At 57.1% G+C, this 17,132-nt stretch carries 18 protein-coding genes; 12 read left to right on the forward strand and 6 right to left on the reverse strand.

Annotated features, from left to right (window positions below; translation table 11 throughout):
• Window positions 1-65 precede the first annotated feature (65 nt).
• The 6 genes from ynfM to D5066_RS00135 all read left to right on the forward strand — a co-directional run bounded on the left by ynfM (window position 66) and on the right by D5066_RS00135 (window position 5,210).
• Window positions 66-1,319 (forward strand): multidrug efflux MFS transporter YnfM/SxtP(Kp), encoded by a 1,254-nt coding sequence (gene ynfM, locus D5066_RS00115; protein ID WP_119914690.1) that lies wholly within the window; start codon window positions 66-68, stop codon window positions 1,317-1,319.
• Between the two features lie 56 nt (window positions 1,320-1,375).
• Window positions 1,376-2,002 (forward strand): plasmid pRiA4b ORF-3 family protein, encoded by a 627-nt coding sequence (locus tag D5066_RS00120; protein WP_119914691.1) that lies wholly within the window; start codon window positions 1,376-1,378, stop codon window positions 2,000-2,002.
• Between the two features lie 96 nt (window positions 2,003-2,098).
• Window positions 2,099-3,586: a carboxypeptidase M32 gene (locus tag D5066_RS00125; RefSeq protein ID WP_119914692.1), complete on the forward strand. Its 1,488-nt coding sequence runs from the start codon at window positions 2,099-2,101 to the stop codon at window positions 3,584-3,586.
• 148 nt (window positions 3,587-3,734) lie between these two features.
• On the forward strand, window positions 3,735-4,109 hold the full coding sequence (gene asr / locus D5066_RS00130; protein WP_032642591.1) for an acid resistance repetitive basic protein Asr: 375 nt from the start codon (window positions 3,735-3,737) through the stop codon (window positions 4,107-4,109).
• 93 nt (window positions 4,110-4,202) lie between these two features.
• Window positions 4,203-4,286, forward strand: coding sequence for a small membrane protein YdgU (ydgU, locus tag D5066_RS23380; RefSeq protein WP_021241182.1), 84 nt, complete (start codon window positions 4,203-4,205; stop codon window positions 4,284-4,286).
• Window positions 4,287-4,388: 102 nt separating this feature from the next.
• Window positions 4,389-5,210 carry a trypsin-like serine peptidase gene (locus D5066_RS00135; protein WP_080327263.1) on the forward strand — a complete coding sequence of 274 codons (822 nt, stop codon included), beginning with the start codon at window positions 4,389-4,391 and terminating at the stop codon, window positions 5,208-5,210.
• Window positions 5,211-5,247: 37 nt separating this feature from the next.
• Here the strand turns inward: D5066_RS00135 and mdtI are convergent, their stop codons facing one another.
• The 3 genes from mdtI to D5066_RS23270 all read right to left on the reverse strand — a co-directional run bounded on the left by mdtI (window position 5,248) and on the right by D5066_RS23270 (window position 6,214).
• Window positions 5,248-5,577: a multidrug/spermidine efflux SMR transporter subunit MdtI gene (gene mdtI / locus D5066_RS00140; RefSeq protein ID WP_025758607.1), complete on the reverse strand. Its 330-nt coding sequence runs from the start codon at window positions 5,575-5,577 to the stop codon at window positions 5,248-5,250.
• On the reverse strand, window positions 5,564-5,926 hold the full coding sequence (gene mdtJ / locus D5066_RS00145) for a multidrug/spermidine efflux SMR transporter subunit MdtJ (RefSeq protein ID WP_080328146.1): 363 nt from the start codon (window positions 5,924-5,926) through the stop codon (window positions 5,564-5,566). Before mdtJ ends, mdtI begins: the two co-directional genes overlap by 14 nt.
• A 117-nt stretch (window positions 5,927-6,043) precedes the next feature.
• A complete protein-coding gene (locus tag D5066_RS23270; RefSeq protein ID WP_418721920.1) occupies window positions 6,044-6,214 on the reverse strand; it encodes a protein YdgV in 171 nt (56 codons plus the stop codon).
• Window positions 6,215-6,347: 133 nt separating this feature from the next.
• On the opposite strand from D5066_RS23270, the gene D5066_RS00150 reads away from it, so the two are divergent.
• Complete coding sequence (locus D5066_RS00150; RefSeq protein ID WP_080327264.1) at window positions 6,348-7,382, forward strand: AI-2E family transporter; 1,035 nt, start codon at window positions 6,348-6,350, stop codon at window positions 7,380-7,382.
• A gap of 3 nt (window positions 7,383-7,385) precedes the next feature.
• On the opposite strand, the gene D5066_RS00155 is transcribed toward D5066_RS00150, so the two are convergent.
• Both D5066_RS00155 and D5066_RS00160 read right to left on the reverse strand, forming a co-directional pair.
• The gene (locus D5066_RS00155) at window positions 7,386-8,333 is read right to left on the reverse strand and encodes a zinc-dependent alcohol dehydrogenase family protein (RefSeq protein ID WP_119914693.1); all 948 of its coding nucleotides are present in this window, start codon (window positions 8,331-8,333) and stop codon (window positions 7,386-7,388) included.
• A 28-nt stretch (window positions 8,334-8,361) separates the two neighbouring features.
• Entirely contained in the window at window positions 8,362-9,387 is a 1,026-nt protein-coding gene (locus D5066_RS00160) for an LLM class flavin-dependent oxidoreductase (protein ID WP_047368444.1), read from the reverse strand.
• A 177-nt stretch (window positions 9,388-9,564) separates the two neighbouring features.
• Between D5066_RS00160 and yajD the strand changes: the two genes are divergently transcribed.
• Window positions 9,565-9,912 (forward strand): HNH nuclease YajD, encoded by a 348-nt coding sequence (gene yajD, locus D5066_RS00165; protein WP_003857471.1) that lies wholly within the window; start codon window positions 9,565-9,567, stop codon window positions 9,910-9,912.
• A 28-nt stretch (window positions 9,913-9,940) separates the two neighbouring features.
• Here yajD and D5066_RS00170 read toward each other — a convergent pair whose 3' ends face one another.
• Entirely contained in the window at window positions 9,941-10,726 is a 786-nt protein-coding gene (locus tag D5066_RS00170) for a MipA/OmpV family protein (RefSeq protein ID WP_119914694.1), read from the reverse strand.
• Window positions 10,727-10,850: 124 nt separating this feature from the next.
• Here D5066_RS00170 and D5066_RS00175 point away from each other — a divergent pair, with 124 nt between their 5' ends.
• The 4 genes from D5066_RS00175 to D5066_RS00190 all read left to right on the forward strand — a co-directional run bounded on the left by D5066_RS00175 (window position 10,851) and on the right by D5066_RS00190 (window position 17,034).
• Window positions 10,851-11,546, forward strand: a complete 696-nt coding sequence (locus tag D5066_RS00175) for a response regulator (protein WP_028012960.1) — start codon at window positions 10,851-10,853, stop codon at window positions 11,544-11,546.
• Window positions 11,543-12,739 (forward strand): sensor histidine kinase, encoded by a 1,197-nt coding sequence (locus tag D5066_RS00180; protein ID WP_119914695.1) that lies wholly within the window; start codon window positions 11,543-11,545, stop codon window positions 12,737-12,739. The genes D5066_RS00175 and D5066_RS00180 overlap by 4 nt, the downstream gene beginning before the upstream one ends.
• A 78-nt stretch (window positions 12,740-12,817) precedes the next feature.
• Window positions 12,818-13,966, forward strand: a complete 1,149-nt coding sequence (locus tag D5066_RS00185) for an efflux RND transporter periplasmic adaptor subunit (protein WP_119914696.1) — start codon at window positions 12,818-12,820, stop codon at window positions 13,964-13,966.
• Complete coding sequence (locus tag D5066_RS00190; RefSeq protein ID WP_119914697.1) at window positions 13,963-17,034, forward strand: efflux RND transporter permease subunit; 3,072 nt, start codon at window positions 13,963-13,965, stop codon at window positions 17,032-17,034. Before D5066_RS00185 ends, D5066_RS00190 begins: the two co-directional genes overlap by 4 nt.
• Window positions 17,035-17,132 lie beyond the last annotated feature (98 nt).

The raw sequence follows: 17,132 nt of genomic DNA on the forward strand, positions 1-17,132 counted from the left end.
CTACCCTGAACAGGTGGTCATACCCGTCACCAGAAATCACGGGGATGTTTAAGCAAGGAAATTGTGTGAGTCGTACAACTACCATTGATATCGATCCGGCCAGAGATATTAATGATTTGCCTGTAGCATCGCAGCCGGTTCAGTTCATCAAACGCGGTACCCCCCAATTTATGCGCGTCACGCTGGCGCTTTTTTCCGCCGGTCTGGCAACGTTTGCCCTGCTCTACTGCGTTCAGCCGATCCTGCCCGTTCTTTCGCATGAGTTTGGCGTATCGCCCGCCAGCAGCAGTATTTCCCTTTCTATTTCAACCGCGATGCTGGCGATTGGTCTGCTCTTTACCGGCCCGCTCTCCGACGCTATTGGCCGTAAACAGGTGATGGTTACCGCCCTGATGCTGGCCTCGGTCTGTACATTGCTCTCTACGATGATGACCAGCTGGCACGGCATTCTGGTGATGCGCGCGCTGATTGGGCTATCGCTCAGCGGCGTGGCGGCGGTCGGGATGACCTATCTCAGCGAGGAGATCCACCCGAGCTTCGTTGCCTTTTCGATGGGGCTGTACATCAGCGGGAACTCGATTGGCGGCATGAGCGGGCGTCTGCTGAGCGGGATATTTACTGACTTCTTCAGCTGGCGCATCGCGCTGGCGGTGATCGGATGTTTCGCGCTGGCATCTGCGCTGATGTTCTGGAAAATCCTGCCGGAATCGCGTCATTTTCGCCCGACCTCTCTGCGCCCGAAAACGCTGTTTATCAACTTCCGTCTGCACTGGCGCGACAAAGGGTTGCCGCGACTGTTTCTGATGGGATTCCTGCTGATGGGTTCATTCGTCACGCTGTTTAACTATATTGGCTACCGGCTGATGCTCTCGCCCTGGCATCTGAATCAGGCCGTTGTGGGTTTGCTTTCCGTGGCCTATCTCACCGGCACGTGGAGCTCGCCGAAAGCCGGGGCAATGACGGCGCGCTTTGGTCGCGGGCCGGTGATGCTGGTGTTTACAGGGGTGATGCTGCTCGGCCTGCTGCTGACGCTCTTCTCTTCCCTGTGGCTCATCTTTGCCGGGATGCTGCTCTTCTCCGCTGGGTTCTTCGCCGCTCACTCTGTCGCCAGCAGCTGGATTGGTCCTCGCGCGCGTCGCGCCAAAGGACAGGCATCGTCGCTGTATCTGTTTAGCTATTACCTGGGTTCCAGCATCGCCGGAACGCTCGGCGGCGTGTTCTGGCATCACTACGGCTGGAACGGCGTGGGCGGGTTTATCGCGCTGATGCTGTGCGCGGCGCTGCTGGTGGGGGGAAGTCTGCATCAGCGTTTGAAATAAAAGCTTTTTTCATTACTTTTTAAAGGGTAATAATTCCCAGACCGAGGAAAACAGGGATGAGCAAATTTTATCTTTTAAAAATCACATTGAATGGCGTAACGCCCTCTATCTGGAGGACATTTACCGTGCCTGCCGATATCTCGCTGGATCGCTTGCACGATGTTATTCAAATCGTTATGGGCTGGGATGACAGTCATCTTCACCAGTTCACGTTCAAAAAGCGTGTTTTTACCGAATTCCCTTCCTCCATTGAAGATGAAGATGAGAGTGAAGTTCGCCTGAGCGAGTTACTAACAAAGAGAAAGAATACGCTTACCTATACCTATGACTTTGGTGATGACTGGGAACATACGCTCTTTCTTGAAGACAGCGACTTTAAGCCAGCGGGTCCGGATATGCTTTTCGAATGTTTTGCCGGCGAAAATGCGTGTCCACCGGAAGATTGTGGCGGCAGTTATCAATATCAACGCATGATTGACGCGATGAAAAATCCGGCAAAGAATCCTCAAGACTTCGAGGAGTTCTCTGAGGTACTCGATATTGCTGATAACGTTACCCCTGATGATTTTAAAGAATTTATCCGTTTCTTCGATCCGGATGCGGTGACCAGTGCATTGATGCTCTATGCCCGCTGGTCTCGAGAGAGACCGTTACCCCTTTTCAATGATGATCTGTTGTATTGAAACGTGTGATTATGAGACACAAAGCAACCTCTACATGTGCAAACTTATAGAGGTTTGTTATTTTGGAACACCTCCAACTGAACGAGAACAATAACGATGACGAAAAACGTGTCTTATCAGCAACTCACCCGCACCTTCCAGCGTCTCTCCCGCTTCTCCCACCTCTCCTCCATAGCCAGCTGGGATATGTTCACCATGATGCCGACTGGCGGCAGCGCCGCGCGCGGTGAAGCGCTCGCAGAGATGAGCGTCCTGCAACACCAGATCCTGACCGATAAAAATGTGGGCGACCTGTTAGCGGCCGCAGCAGGAGAAGATCTGAATGACGTAGAACAGGCCAACCTGCGTGAAATGACGCGCCACTACCAGCAGGCCACCCTGTTGCCGGAATCGCTGGTGGAAGCCAAATCGCTGGCGGGCAGCAGGTGCGAGCACGCCTGGCGTACTCAGCGCCCCGCCAACGACTGGCAGGGTTTTTCCGCCAATTTAAAAGAAGTGGTGAAACTCAGCCGTGAAGAAGCCCGTCTGCGCGCCGAGGCCAAAGGCTGCACGCCGTACGACGCGCTGCTGGATATTTTTGAACCGGATATGACCAGCGCGCGCCTGGACGTGCTGTTTGGTGATATGAAAACCTGGCTGCCGGACCTGCTGGCGAACGTGGTAGAGAAGCAGGCTCAGCGGTCATTTGTTCCGCCGCAGGGCCCCTTCCCGACGGCAACCCAGCGCGAGCTGGGGCTGGAAGCGATGAAGATGCTTGGCTTCGATTTTAACGGCGGACGCCTGGACGTGAGCGCGCACCCGTTCTGCGGCGGCGTACCGGAAGACGTACGCATCACCACGCGCTATGACGAGGATGAACTGCTCAGCGCGCTGTTTGGCGTGATCCACGAAACCGGGCACGCGCGCTACGAACAAAATCTTCCACGTGCGTGGGCAGGCCAGCCCGTTGCCCTCGCCCGCTCAACCGCGATCCATGAATCCCAGAGCCTGTTCTTTGAAATGCAGCTGGGACGCAGTGAAGCCTTCCTCAAACACCTTCTCCCTGCGGTCCACGCCCGCTTTGGCACCCAGGCGGCGTTCAGCGAAGAGAACTTTATCGCCTGGAACCAGCGCGTGAAGCCAGGCTATATCCGCGTCGATGCTGACGAAGTGAGCTACCCGGCACACGTGGTACTGCGCTATGAGATTGAGCGCGCGCTGATTAACGGCGAGATCGAGGAGGACGATATTCCGGCCCTGTGGGATGAGAAAATGCAGGCGTGGCTCGGTTTATCCACCAAAGAGAACTACCGAAACGGCTGTATGCAGGATATCCACTGGACCGACGGCGGATTTGGTTACTTCCCGTCATACACGCTGGGCGCGATGTACGCCGCGCAGCTGTTCCATGCAGCAAAGACCGCGCTTCCGGACCTGCAGACCGCCATCGCTGAGGGTGATTTTTCGGCGCTGTTTGACTGGCTGCGTCAGAACATCTGGCAGCACGGCAGCCGCTTCAGCACGTCGCAGTTAATCACCCAGGCGACGGGGGAAGATCTGAATATCCGCTACTTCCGCGAACACCTCACCTCACGCTACCTGTAATGACAAGGCCGGGGTTCTTCCCCGGCCTTGTACATATGGTTACACGCCGATACCAATCACTCACGGAAACCCCGAATTTACAGGGATATAGTTATTTCAACGGCCCCGCAGTGGGGTTAAATGAAAAACCAAATTCGAGGGTATGAACATGAAAAAAGTATTAGCTCTGGTTGTTGCCGCTGCTATGGGTCTGTCTTCTGCTGCGTTTGCTGCTGAAACCACTGCTGCACCCGCTGCTGCGGCACCTGCTGCAACAACCACCGCTGCGCCAGCAAAAACCGTACATCACAAGAAACACCACAAAGCCGCTAAACCGGCTGCAGAGCAAAAAGCGCAGGCTGCGAAAAAGCACCACAAAAAAGCCGCTAAACCAGCCGTAGAGCAGAAAGCGCAGGCTGCGAAAAAGCACCACAAGAAAGCCGCCAAACCAGCCGTAGAGCAGAAAGCGCAGGCTGCGAAAAAGCATCACAAAAAAGCAGTAAAACACGAAGCTGCTAAACCAGCTGCACAGCCAGCTGCGTAAGCGTACAAGCTTAACCGTGCCCTTCGGGGCACGTTGGTAAACCGGCGCTGAACCGGAAAAGGTTCTGCGCCGTTTTTTTTATCCGGAGGGCGTATGCTGCGACGCTATCGGTTTGAGCTGATTCTTATCCTGCTTATTTTATGCGCGCTCATCGCAAGCCATTTTTATCTTTCCTGATTGTAGCACGCTGATTTTACTCCCACTTTAGCGCTGTCCCGTCTATAGTATTTTCATAGGGTTCACTTTTAATAATCATAATTACCCCCACCAGAGTGTGATATGCGTAAATCTGTTGTGTTGTTGCTGGGAACGTTTGGTCTTTTTTCTGGATTTTCACAGGCGGATGATGGCGGTGATGATGCCATTAGCGCGAAAGAGCTAAAGACGCTTTTTTTCGGTCATGACGATCGTACTCGCGTCAGCGATCCTACTCAGGCGCCCTGGGATGCTATAGGGCAGCTGGAAACCGCCAGCGGTAACCTGTGTACCGCAACGCTGATCACCCCGCAATTAGCCCTGACGGCAGGCCACTGCTTATTGACGCCCCCCAACGGCAAGCCAGACAAAGCAGTTGCCTTACGATTCGTGTCGCAAAAAGGGATCTGGCGCTATGAAATCCACGGCATTGAAGGCCGGGTGGATGCGTCGCTCGGTAAGCGTCTGAAACCGGATGGAGACGGCTGGATTGTGCCGCCCGCGGCGGCATCCTGGGATTTTGGCCTGATTATTTTGCGCTACCCACCTTCAGGCATTACGCCGCTGCCGTTATTTGACGGCGATAAAGCGGCGCTCACCGCTGCGCTGAAAGCCGCCGACCGCAAGGTAACGCAGTCAGGTTACCCTGTCGATCATCTTGATGTGCTTTACACCCATACGGACTGTATCGTGACGGGCTGGGCGCAGACCAGCGTGCTCTCCCACCAGTGCGATACGTTGCCCGGTGACAGCGGTTCACCGCTGATGCTGAAAACCGATAATGGCTGGCAGTTGATTGGGGTCCAAAGCTCCGCTCCGGCGGCGAAAGACCGCTGGCGAGCCGATAACCGGGCTCTTTCCGTCACCGGTTTTCGCGATAAGCTGGAAGCGCTGGCTAAAGAGTAAGCCAGCGCGGAGGCCTGAAAATCAGAATCACTACATATCAGGCCAGTTTTATCATGATCATGCCCGCCAGCAGCAAGATCAGCCCTATCCAGCCTTTATTATTTAAACGCTGCCCGAAAAGCACCCAGCCCGCGGCCAGGGTAGCGGCGATCCCAAAACCGCCCCACAGCGCATAGGCCACCGAAAGATCGATCCCTTTCACCGCCTGAGACAGGGCGCTGAACGCCCCCAGCACCGCGGCAATCGACAGCAGGCCGTAAACTTTACGACGAAAACCGTCAGAGAACTTCAGCAGAACGTTTGCCAGGATCTCCAGCACGATGGCGAGCCCCAGCCATGCCGCATGTACCCATTCAAACTGTTGCATGGTTCTGCTCCTTCTGCTGTTTTGTCGGTTTGCGGGTACCTGATTTAATCAGCACGATACCCGCAACCAGCGTCGTTAACCCGGCGACCTTCATTGTTGTTAATGTTTCGTCGAATATCAGAACGCTGAACAGCGTAATCAATAAAATACCGATCCCTTCCCACAGCGCATAGGCCACACCCAGCGCAATTTTCTTCACCGCAAACGAGAGGAAAATATAGGAAAGGGAAATCATCACCAGCATTAAAATAAAACCGGTATTGCCCTCACTGATGCTTGCCCATTTCATAGACAGCGTGCCGGTAATTTCAGCGAGAATTGCCAGGGCTAATAAGATCCAGTAAAACATGTTTATCTCCTGCTTGAGAATATAATCCATCGTGGCCCGCCGCATGCAGCAAACCAAAAAATATGAAATTAAATCAGACAGCTAAGCGCGTAGCGCCAGCTCAGGCAGAAGAGGTGACTATAGTGCGGTGCGCCAGTGTTGCTCACCAGCAATCAGGCAGAAGGAGGTAGAAAATACAGCAGCGTTGTTTGAAGAATACGTCCTGAACAAATTGTCCATAAAATTACAATTATCCGCGTTGTTGCTTCTCGTCTTTGCGGATGAAAATTGTCCTCGGTAGTTGAACACACCAGATTTGTACCATAAGCCAGGAATTTACTCAAAGTCTTTTCAATTCTTTACCCATCTCGTTTGATTTTGGTTAGTTTATTGCAAGGCGTTTACCCTTTATTATAAATAAAAAGCGTATTTCGGAGTCACCATGGCTAAACCCATTATTACCCTGAACGGGTTAAAAATTGTCATCATGCTGGGCATGCTGGTGATTATACTCACAGGCGTTCGTTTTGCCGCCGATATCATCGTGCCCTTTATTCTGGCCCTGTTTGTTGCGGTGATCCTTAACCCGCTGGTCCAGCGCATGACGCGGCTGCGCATCCCGCGCGTGCTGGCGATTACCCTGCTGATTAGCGTCATTATTGTCGCCATGGTATTACTGGTTGCGTATCTGGGTAACTCCCTGAACGAACTGGCGCGAACGCTGCCGAAATACCGTTCCTCGCTGGCGATACCGCTGCTGCAACTTGAACCCTGGCTGCAGCGCGCGGGAATAGAAATCTCGGTTGAAGATCTTCTTAAATATATCGATCCCAACGCGGCGATGACCATTGTCACCAGCCTGTTAACACAGCTTTCCAATGCCATGACCTCCATTTTCCTGCTGTTTTTAACGGTGGTGTTCATGCTGCTGGAGGTGCCGCAGTTGCCCGCAAAGTTACAGCAAATGATGGTTCGTCCGGTTGAAGGAATGGGAGCTATTCAGCGCGCGCTGGACAGCGTTTCACGTTATCTGGTGCTGAAAACCGCCATTAGTCTGGTCACCGGGTTGGTCGTCTGGGGGATGCTGGTGGCGCTGGACGTCCGCTTTGCGTTCGTCTGGGGTTTACTGGCGTTTGCGCTCAACTATATTCCCAACATCGGCTCCGTGTTGGCGGCGATCCCCCCTATCCTTCAGGTGCTGGTGTTCAGCGGGTTTTATGACGCGCTGGTTCTGCTGGCAGGCTATCTGGCGATTAACCTGGTGTTCGGGAATATTCTTGAGCCGCGGATGATGGGACGCGGGCTGGGGCTTTCCACACTGGTGGTCTTTTTATCCCTGATTTTCTGGGGCTGGCTGCTCGGCCCCGTAGGCATGCTGCTCTCCGTTCCGCTGACCATTATCGTCAAGATTGGCCTGGAACAGACGGCGGGCGGGCAAAGCATCGCCGTGCTACTGAGCGACATGAGCCATCAATAGCCGTCATTCCGCCATCGACAGGAGGGGCTTGCTTGCCCTTCCCCCTTCACGATACGCGCTGAGCGCCCTCTGCCATTCCGTCAGGGGGTACACCGTACCGGGGCTGTACTCACTGGCGCGCATCCGGGGCCAGATTTGGTCAAACTCCGCGCGCCACGCCTCTGCGCTGAGCCCATCCAGATAGTTACGAATATGGAACCACGCCACGCGCGGCAGGGGCCGCTGCTGGCGGAAGGTCTGCCCGGAGAGCAGCCCGTAGCAAACAAATACGCCCTGCTCAGGCATCACGCTCAGGATCGCGTCCGCCAGCGTCCCGCCGGTTGCATCGTAAACGACGTCGGCACGCGCGGCAACGGAGCGAATCCGCTGCATGTCATGCTGTGCCACAGGAACGATCCCCATCGCCTCCAGCCGTTCAGCGTGAACGGGAGAACGATGAATACCGTACACCGCCTCTGCCCCCGTCAGATGCGCCCACTGCCCGAGCAGAATGGCGCAATCCGAACCGGCGGCCGTCAGCAGCACCCGTTTTCCCTGCGGCGGGAAGTGGGTCAGCATCATCTGCGCCGCCAGCGGGTTGATATAGGCCCGCGCGGCCAGGCGTGAATCGATATCGTCCGGCACGGGGATCGCATACTCTGCCGGGCAATCAACATAGTGCTGCCACGTGCCCGGCCCGCGCAGCGGCAGAACGCGTTTACCCGGCAGATGCGCAAACGACGCGGGCGCCTGAATGACAACGCCGACGCCTTCATACCCCGCGACGGCGGGCAGCGGGGTTCTGTGGCGATAGGCGCCGGTAATGGGAATGAGATCGGACGCATTCACCGGCGCATACAGCATTTGCACGCGCAGGTGACCCGGCGCAAGCGTCTCCAGCGGCGCGGCTTCAGGTTGCAGAACAGATTCCGGCTCGCCAAAACGGCGATACCAGAGGGCCAGGTTTTCCATCACAATCTCATGGCTGAAGGCGGAATACTTAATCGCGCCAGCCCATTGCCGGTGCGACATGTTTGAGAATGGACTCAATCACGTGCGCATTATAATCCACACCGAGCTGGTTCGGCACGGTCAGTAATAACGTATCTGCCTCGGCAATCGCCTCGTCCTTTTTCAACTGCTCAATCAGCCTGTCAGGCTCCGCGGCATAGCTGCGCCCGAATATCGCGCGCGTTTTCTCATCAAGATACCCAACGCTATCGCTGTCGTTGCGGCTGGCGCCGAAGTACATCCGGTCGCGGTCGTCCATCAGGGCAAAAATACTGCGGCTGACCGATACACGTGGCTGCCGCGTATGCCCTGCCTCTTTCCACGCCTGACGGTACGCGCGGATCTGTTTTGCCTGCTGAATATGGAACGGTTCGCCGGTTTCGTCGTCTTTGAGGGTTGAGCTTTGCAGGTTCATGCCGAGCTTAGCGGCCCATACCGCCGTCGCATTCGAACCGGCGCCCCACCAGATGCGCTCCCGCAACCCTTCGGAATACGGTTCCAGGCGCAGCAGCCCAGGCGGATTGGGGAACATCGGCTGTGGATTCGGCTTTGCAAACCCTTCGCCGCGCAGCACCTCAAGCAGCACCTCGGTATGACGGCGCGCCATGTCCGATTCGTTTTCCCCTTCCTGCGGGACATAGCCGAAATGACGCCAGCCATCAATGACCTGCTCCGGGGAGCCGCGGCTGATGCCAAGCTGCAAACGGCCGCCGGAGATCAGATCTGCCGCGCCCGCATCCTCGGCCATATACATCGGGTTTTCATAGCGCATATCAATCACGCCCGTACCGATTTCAATGGTTTTCGTTTTCGCGCCTATTGCCGCCAGCAGAGGGAACGGCGAACTCAGCTGACGGGCGAAGTGGTGCACGCGGAAATAGGCGCCGTCCGCCCCCAACTCTTCGGCGGCCACGGCCAGGTCGATGGACTGCAGCAGCGTATCCGCCGCCGAACGCGTGCCGGACTGCGGAGAAGGCGTCCAGTGACCAAACGATAAAAACCCGATCTTTTTCATAACCCTGTGTCCTGATAATGCGTTGCGTTCTGTCCACTTTACGCATTACCCCGTAAGAATAAATGCCGTTTATTTAACGGAAAGCATCAAATAAATTGACGGAATAGAGGGGTTCGTCATTCCGCCCCATAATGGATATAATATCCCCCACTTTTTTCATGGCAGGTAAAACCGGCAATGGCTCTGATCCCTAAAAACTACGCGCGACTGGAAAGCGGCTATCGCGAGAAAGCATTAAAAATCTATCCCTGGGTCTGCGGACGCTGCTCGCGGGAGTTCGTCTATTCCAATCTGCGTGAATTGACGGTTCACCATATCGATCACGACCATACTAACAACCCGGAAGATGGCAGCAACTGGGAGCTGCTGTGCCTGTTTTGTCACGATCACGAGCATTCGAAATACACCGAAGCGGATCAGTACGGCACCACCGTGGTCGCCGGTGAAGACGCGCAAAAAGACGTGGGTGTCGCCACGTTTAACCCGTTTGCCGATTTAAAAGCGATGATGGATAAGAAGAAATAATCTTCTCGTCCGCTCGTGCTCCGCGATTTTAAAATGTCCAGGTGATAGCGGCGGTTGCAGACCCCTCATTGCGCCGCATCACTATTGGGCTTTCATTCGCATGTTCGCCAGGCCAGGTATAATCCGCGCTCAGGACCGTCCCCCAGTGAGCATCGAACTGGTGGCTCCAGGTCAGGCTGGTGTCGACGCCATAAAATCCCCCCGGCGCTGAATAGCGGCGATAGCCGGTGCGGCGGCTCTGCTGCTCGCTGACCCCATACCAGGTATTCAGATAACGGCTGTCGCCAAACAGAGCCGCAGACTGAAGGGCGATCGTGTCCTCGCTGTTTTGTAGGGGAATCAACGTAACGGACGCCTGATAACTTACGCCCTGGCTGTCCGTTAACGGTAGCGTCGCCTTACCCTCAACGCTCAGCCAGGACGCAGCCTGCCAGCCGACGGCCAGACCGGTATTCAGGGTGGCATCAATGTCCCCCATCCCCTTCAGATTGTTTGCGCCCTCACGCCAGCCAGAATTTTTCTCTGCCCTCCCGAGGTCGTAACCCAGCGTATGTTCCAGGTACCAACCGCTGTCGTTTTGCAGGTCATATCCCACTCCTTTTTGTGCATCAATAAAGAAAGCACCCTTGCGCCCCTGCAGCACAGGAACCACCTGCCACACCTGCTTGTCTGAGCCTGAATAACGGGGGGCATAGTGACCGCCCAGCCCGACGGTTAAAGAGCCGGAAGCGGCGTCATCATCCGCCTGCACACCTGAGGCAACGGCCATCAGCAGCGGAACGGTCATATACAGGCCTTTTTTTATCGCTATCATACTGTTCTCCACGCAGACGCTGGCGTCTGCTGATTCAGGGTCTGCCACACAATGTTGGCGCAGTATGGTTTGGCTAAATCAATGAATCGTCGGGATAGTGTTAAGAAACGGTCAAGGTGAACGGATGTTGTCCAGAAGAGTGCTGATTATTGAAGATGACGCCGATGCGGCTGGCGTGCTTGAAGCCTATTTACGTCGTGAAAATTACGATGTCACCATTACCGGAGACGGCCTTTCCGGGCTGGATATGGCGCAGCGGTGGAAACCCGACCTCATCCTGCTGGACGTGATGCTGCCCGGGCTTAACGGCACCGAAGTGCTGGCCGGACTGCGTCGTAAAAGCGATGTACCGGTGATCATGGTCACCGCCATGGGCGACACCCCCGATCGCATTGGTGCCCTGCGGTACGGTGCCGATGATTATGTTGTGAAACCCTATCATCCGGGAGAAGTCGTGGCTCGTGTACAGGCGGTGCTGCGACGCAGCAGTAAAAAAGAGACAGACGACGAGATCCTTCGCTGGCAAACGCTGGAGGTGGATGTGGCCGCCATTGTGGCGAGCGTGGATAACGGCGGCGACGCGCCCGTGATGCTCGATCTTACGCCAACGGAATTCTCGCTTCTGGCAACGCTGCTGCGCTCTCCCGCACGCCCCTTTTCCCGTCAGTACCTGCTGGAACACTGTCTGCCGGAAAGCGAGGCGCTGGAGCGCGTGGTGGACACCCATATTTATAACCTGCGTAAAAAACTCGAAGCGGCGGGTATTTCCGGCGTGTTGATTAACGTTCGCGGCGTAGGATACAGGTTCAGACAACCATGATAAAAAACCGACACTCCTCTCTCTGGCGCTGGATTTGCGCGCGTATCCTGGCGCTGGCCATCGGCAGCGTGATCGTCATTGCCACCTGCATGTGGCTACGTTATGCGGTACAGAACTACTGGATAATGGGCAGAATGCCAGCGGCGGTCCGGCAGGAATTTCTGACGCTCAGCCAGAACCCACAGGCCGATCCGGCCCGCTTCCACAGCATTGTGGATACCTGGTGGGGGCTGAGTTATTCCACGCCATCCATCGCCTCTGCGGACTGGGTTACGGTGGCCCTGCTGGTGCTGGTGATGATCCCGTTTATTGTGGTGATGGGGTTAAAACACGCCCGACCGCTGGCGCTGCAGTTCAGCCGTCTTCGCGATGCCGCCAAAGATGTCGCCGACGGGCAGTTTGGCCGTCAGGCGGAACTGGTCAAGGATGCGCCAGCGGAAATGGTCAGCTTTGCAAACGACTTTAACTCCATGACGGGGCAACTCGCCCGCTATGAAAAAGAGCTCCGCGCCTCGCACGTCGCGATGGCGCACGAGCTGCGCTCGCCCCTGACGGCCGCCATTGGTCGTCTGCAGGGCATGTTGGACGGTGTGTTTGATGCCAGCCCGGTGCAGCTGGGAATGGTGATGAAACAGCTTCAGCATCTCAATCGCCTGACCGATGAGCTTCACCTTCTCTCGTTAGCGGACGCGGGAAATCTGGTGCTGGAAGAGCAGGCCTTTTCTCTGGATGAGCTGATTCAGGAGCGGGCGGCCTGGATCATGCCGCAGGCCGAAGCGCATCATTTTACGATTACGCTGCGTAACCCGCGTACGTGCCCGTTCAGAGGCGATGCGTTCCGCATGGGGCAGGTATTTACTATCCTTATGGAAAATGCACTACGCTACGGGCGCGAAGGCGGCCATCTTGAGGTGGCGCTGCACTACGCCAGCGGGCATTACGCCATTGAATTTCACGATGACGGACCTGGCGTATCCCCCCAGTTCTTACCGGACATGTTTAGGCGCTTTAGCCGTGAGGAGCAGTCCCGCGCGCGGCATTCCGGCGGCAGCGGCCTCGGTTTGTCTATCGCCCGGGCGATTTGTCAGGCACATGGGGGCACGATCGAGGCCTCATTACCGGAAACGGGCGGCCTTGCGGTGCGTATTTTGTTACCCTGGCAGCCGTCCGGTAATGAAAATATCCACTCTTGATAAACCCTTGACAGAACATCGAATCTTTCTCGACGTAGCGCGCATTTAATAACGCCCTCATTTTTATGGAGCGGCGTTATGTCAGACGAATTTGTTCTCTCCCTCCGCCACTGCCTGCACCATCTGTACGGCGTGGCGCGCACTCTTTCCTGGGTAAATTTTCTCCCTCTGGTCCTGCTCGCGCTGGTGATTTTTCCGCTCACCGGCTGCGGTGACAAACAGGAAAACAAGCCTGCCCCTGTGCGTACGGTGCGCTACGTCGTCGTACGTACAGCCCAAACCCTCCCCGCGCTGGAAAGGACCGGTGAGATCCATGCCCGCGATGAAACGACGCTGAGCTTTCAAACCGGGGGGCGAATACTGACGCGCAGCGTTGATATTGGCGATCGGGTTAATGCCGGGCAGCTGCTGGCCACACTTGAAAATACCACCGGACAAAATCAGCTCGACAGCGCAACGGCCGACTATGAAGGGGCCAAAGCCTCAGCGCAGGTTGCCGCGCTTAACGTCAGCCGAATGCAAAAGCTCATGCCGACGGGTGCAATAGCCCGCACGCAACTCGACAGCGCTCGCGCGGACTGGCTTGTCGCCCGTGCGCGATTAAAAAGCAGCGAGGCCGCGTGGCGTAACGCCCGCGAAAGCCTTGGCTGGACGCGCCTTATCGCACCACAAACCGGCACGATCACCGAGGTGAGCGCCTCTGCGGGCCAGGTTGTCAGCGCGGGACAGACGGTGCTTACGCTGGCAACCGGCGAAGCCCGCGACGTAGCGTTTGATATCGCCACGCCCGATGCGATACCGCCGCTGGATAAGGCGGAATTGCGGGTTTCCCTGCTCAGCGACCCGTCGGTACAGGCATCTGCCGTGCTGCGGGATATCACCCCGCAGGCCGATCCTCAGACCCGCACCTGGCGCGTCAGAGCCACCCTGATAAACCCGCCAGCGGCGATAGCCCTGGGTGCCAGCGTCACCGTCACCCTGCCCTCGACTGGCCCGCGAGGTTACGTCATTCCCGCATCGGCGCTGAGCCGAACAGGCGATAGACCGGCGGTGTTCGTGATTAATCCGCATTCGCAGGCGCAGCTGCGCGCGGTGGTGCCTGCCTGCTATACGGCCTCCTCGGTGATTATCGCCTCCGGCCTTGAGCCAGGCGACCGGGTGATTACGGCTGGCGTGAGCAAACTCCGTTCCGGAGAGCCAGTGGTACCCGGGGAGGTTCAGCCATGAACACGAAACCGGAAGCGAAATTTAACCTGTCCGCATGGGCGCTTAACCATCAGCAGATGGTCAGTTTCTTCATGCTGCTGATCGTGGCGATGGGCGTGTTCTGCTACGAAAAACTGCCGCGTAATGAAGACCCGGCTTTTACCATTAAAACGGCGGTCGTCTCCGCGCAGTGGCCGGGCGCGTCCGTAACGGATACCACCCGTCTGCTGACCGATACGCTTGAAAAAAAGCTGCAGGAAACGCCCTGGCTTGATTATCTCGAAAGTGAAACCCGCGCCGGGAGCACCGTTATCCATGTGAATCTTCGCGACGATACCCCGCCGCAAAAGGTGCAGGACATCTGGTATCAGATCCGCAAAAAAATGCAGGACATCGCGCCGTCTTTACCGGAAGGCGTTCAGGGCCCGGCCGTGAACGACGAATTTGACGATACGTTCGGCACGATTTACGGCTTTATTCCCGACGGCTACACCTTACGGGAAGTGCGGGACCGCGTTGAGACAATACGTCGTGAGCTCGCCTCCTTGCCAGATATCGGCAAAACCACCCTGCTGGGCGAACAGCAGGATCAGATGGTTCTCGCCTTTTCTCCGGCCCGCCTGGCGGGTATGGGGCTGGATATTCAGGCGGTCGCCGATGCGCTGCGGGCGCAAAACGCGGTTGTCCCGGCTGGCGTTATGCGTACCGGGCAGGAGAACATCGCGATCAAGGTCAGCGGGGCGCTCACGTCCGAAGAGAGTTTACGCGCCGTCACGCTGCACATTAACAATCGCTATATTCCGCTGACCGATATCGCCACCGTCACCCGGGAAGCCGCCGAGCCGCCGGCCCCCGCGTACCGGGTAAACGGCAAACCGGCCATCGGGCTGGCGGTGTCAATGGCGCCAACGGGCAACATGCTGCGTTTTGGCGCCGCGCTGAACGCCAGAATGACAGTCCTCAGCGCCGGGCTGCCGCACGGTATTGAGATGGTGAAAGTTGCCGATCAGTCGGCGGTGGTCAGTGACGCGGTAAGTGGTTTTGTCCGGGTGCTTATTGAAGCGGTTGTTATCGTGCTGGCGGTTTCATTTGTCTCGCTGGGTTTGCGGGCGGGGCTGGTGGTGGCTGCGGCCATTCCGCTGGTGCTCGCCATGACGTTTGCCGGCATGATGCTCGCCGGCATCGGGCTTCAGCGTATCTCGCTTGGGGCGCTGATCATTGCGCTGGGTCTGCTGGTGGATGACGCCATGATCGCCGTCGAAACGATGGTCTCCCGACTGGAAGCCGGGGATTCCCGTCGGCATGCGGCCACCCATGCATTCAAAACGACGGCCTTCCCGATGCTCACCGGAACCCTGGTGATGATTGCCGGGTTTATTCCCGTTGGTTTTGCAGCCTCCAGCGCTGGTGAATACTGTTTTTCCCTGTTTGCGGTAGTGCTGATTGCCCTGCTCTGCTCCTGGGTTGTCGCGATCCTGTTTTCGCCGCTGACGGGCACGTGGCTGTTGCCGGAGAAGGTCAGACATCGCGCGGCAGGCCCTGGAAGGATCGCGCGCGGGTACGGGCGGCTTTTAGGGCTGGCGCTACGTCACCGGCTCGCCACCGTGCTGATTGCGCTTTCCGCGCTGGGGCTGTCCGTGTACGGCACGACGTTTATGCAGGGTGAGTTCTTCCCCGCGTCGGACCGGCCTGAGCTGCTGGTCAGCCTGACGCTTCCGGCCAACGCGTCGCAGCCCGAAACGTTAAGAGAGGTGGAAAAGCTGGAACACGCGCTGGCCGGCAACAGCAATATCGAGCGCTACTCGACGTACGTCGGGTCAGGAGCCATCCGTTTTTACCTGCCGATGGACGTGCTGCTGGAAAATGAAAACATCGCCCAGGTTGTGGTGGTGGCGAAGGATCTTCAGGCGCGGGATCGTCTGCATGGGCAGTTGAACAGGCTGCTGGCGGCGCAGTTTAGCGACATCATCACGCGCGTGTCGCCCCTGGAGCTTGGGCCGCCCGTCGGCTGGCCAATCAAATACCGGGTGAGCGGGCCTGATTATCTGCAGGTCCGGGCGCTTGCGAACCGTCTGGCCGACGCGATTGGCCAATCGCCGCTGTCGCGCGAGGTTAACCAGACGGCCGGAGAGCCGGAGAGGATCATTACTCTGAAGGTGAATCAGACGGCGGCCAGGGCGGCAGGAATATCGTCAGAAACTCTCGCCCGCACCTTGAATACCTTCTGGTCCGGCAGCGTTGTCACCTCGGTCAGGGATAACGATCGCCTTGTCGACGTGGTGCTGCGGGCCACGGACAATGAACGTCACAGCACCGCCACCCTCTCCTCGCTGACCGTTCAGGGGAATGACGGTAAAAAAATTCCGCTCAGCGCCGTCGCGACGCCGGTCTGGAGCGTGGACGATCCGGTCATCTGGCGTCGACAGCGGTTGCCTTTTATTACGGTGCAAACTGACCTTGCGCCGGGGCTGAGGGCCGAAGCGGTATCGGCGGCGCTGCGTCCGGCGATCGACACGCTGCGCGCGGAGCTGCCTGCCGGTTACAGCATAGAAGAAGGCGGCGCGGTTGCCGAATCAGATAAGGGGAACAGCTCCGTTTTTAGCGTTCTTCCGGTGACGCTTGTCATCATGTTGATGCTGCTGATGCTTCAGTTGCGCCGATATTCCCGGATGCTGCTGGCGCTTCTGATGGCCCCGTTTGGTTTACCGGGGATCGTGCTGGCTATGCTGCCCGGCGGCACGCCGATGGGATTTGTCGCGCTGCTGGGCGTCATCGCCCTGGCGGGGATGATCGTGCGTAACGCGGTGATACTGATTAGCGAAGTAGACAGTAATCTTGCTCAGGGGATGGCAAACGATGCCGCGATTGTGACGGCTGCGGAGCATCGGGCCAGGCCCATCTGTCTGACCGCCTGCGCCGCCATTCTGGGCATGATCCCGATCTCTCATCAGGTATTCTGGGGGCCAATGGCCTATGCGATTATCGGCGGGCTGCTGGTCGCGACGCTGGTAACGCTGACCGTATTACCCGCGTCGTTTAGCCTGCTGTTACAGTGGGGGACTCAGCGCAAAGCCGCAGAAGAAAGGTGAGCTGAGGCTCAATCGTTCCCCGGCAGATTACGCAGCAGTCAGCGCAAAACGGTTCCTCAGGATCCGGGGGATCTCATCCTCCGTCAACTGCTGCGGCT

This window comes from Enterobacter chuandaensis (assembly GCF_003594915.1).
GTDB classification, from domain to species: domain Bacteria; phylum Pseudomonadota; class Gammaproteobacteria; order Enterobacterales; family Enterobacteriaceae; genus Enterobacter; species Enterobacter chuandaensis.

Bases quoted from the DNA above. Each gene is read 5' to 3' on its own strand.
- ydgU (WP_021241182.1), top strand. From the start codon at position 4,203: ATGCTGCGACGCTATCGGTTTGAGCTGATTCTTATCCTGCTTATTTTA.
- D5066_RS00125 (WP_119914692.1), top strand. From the start codon at position 2,099: ATGACGAAAAACGTGTCTTATCAGCAACTCACCCGCACCTTCCAGCGT.
- yajD (WP_003857471.1), top strand. From the start codon at position 9,565: ATGGCTCTGATCCCTAAAAACTACGCGCGACTGGAAAGCGGCTATCGC.
- D5066_RS00135 (WP_080327263.1), top strand. From the start codon at position 4,389: ATGCGTAAATCTGTTGTGTTGTTGCTGGGAACGTTTGGTCTTTTTTCT.
- mdtJ (WP_080328146.1), bottom strand. From the start codon at position 5,926: ATGTTTTACTGGATCTTATTAGCCCTGGCAATTCTCGCTGAAATTACC.
- D5066_RS00155 (WP_119914693.1), bottom strand. From the start codon at position 8,333: ATGGAAAACCTGGCCCTCTGGTATCGCCGTTTTGGCGAGCCGGAATCT.
- D5066_RS00180 (WP_119914695.1), top strand. From the start codon at position 11,543: ATGATAAAAAACCGACACTCCTCTCTCTGGCGCTGGATTTGCGCGCGT.
- D5066_RS00190 (WP_119914697.1), top strand. From the start codon at position 13,963: ATGAACACGAAACCGGAAGCGAAATTTAACCTGTCCGCATGGGCGCTT.
- mdtI (WP_025758607.1), bottom strand. From the start codon at position 5,577: ATGCAACAGTTTGAATGGGTACATGCGGCATGGCTGGGGCTCGCCATC.
- D5066_RS00120 (WP_119914691.1), top strand. From the start codon at position 1,376: ATGAGCAAATTTTATCTTTTAAAAATCACATTGAATGGCGTAACGCCC.
- D5066_RS00170 (WP_119914694.1), bottom strand. From the start codon at position 10,726: ATGATAGCGATAAAAAAAGGCCTGTATATGACCGTTCCGCTGCTGATG.
- D5066_RS00160 (WP_047368444.1), bottom strand. From the start codon at position 9,387: ATGAAAAAGATCGGGTTTTTATCGTTTGGTCACTGGACGCCTTCTCCG.
- D5066_RS00150 (WP_080327264.1), top strand. From the start codon at position 6,348: ATGGCTAAACCCATTATTACCCTGAACGGGTTAAAAATTGTCATCATG.
- D5066_RS00175 (WP_028012960.1), top strand. From the start codon at position 10,851: ATGTTGTCCAGAAGAGTGCTGATTATTGAAGATGACGCCGATGCGGCT.
- D5066_RS00185 (WP_119914696.1), top strand. From the start codon at position 12,818: ATGTCAGACGAATTTGTTCTCTCCCTCCGCCACTGCCTGCACCATCTG.
- asr (WP_032642591.1), top strand. From the start codon at position 3,735: ATGAAAAAAGTATTAGCTCTGGTTGTTGCCGCTGCTATGGGTCTGTCT.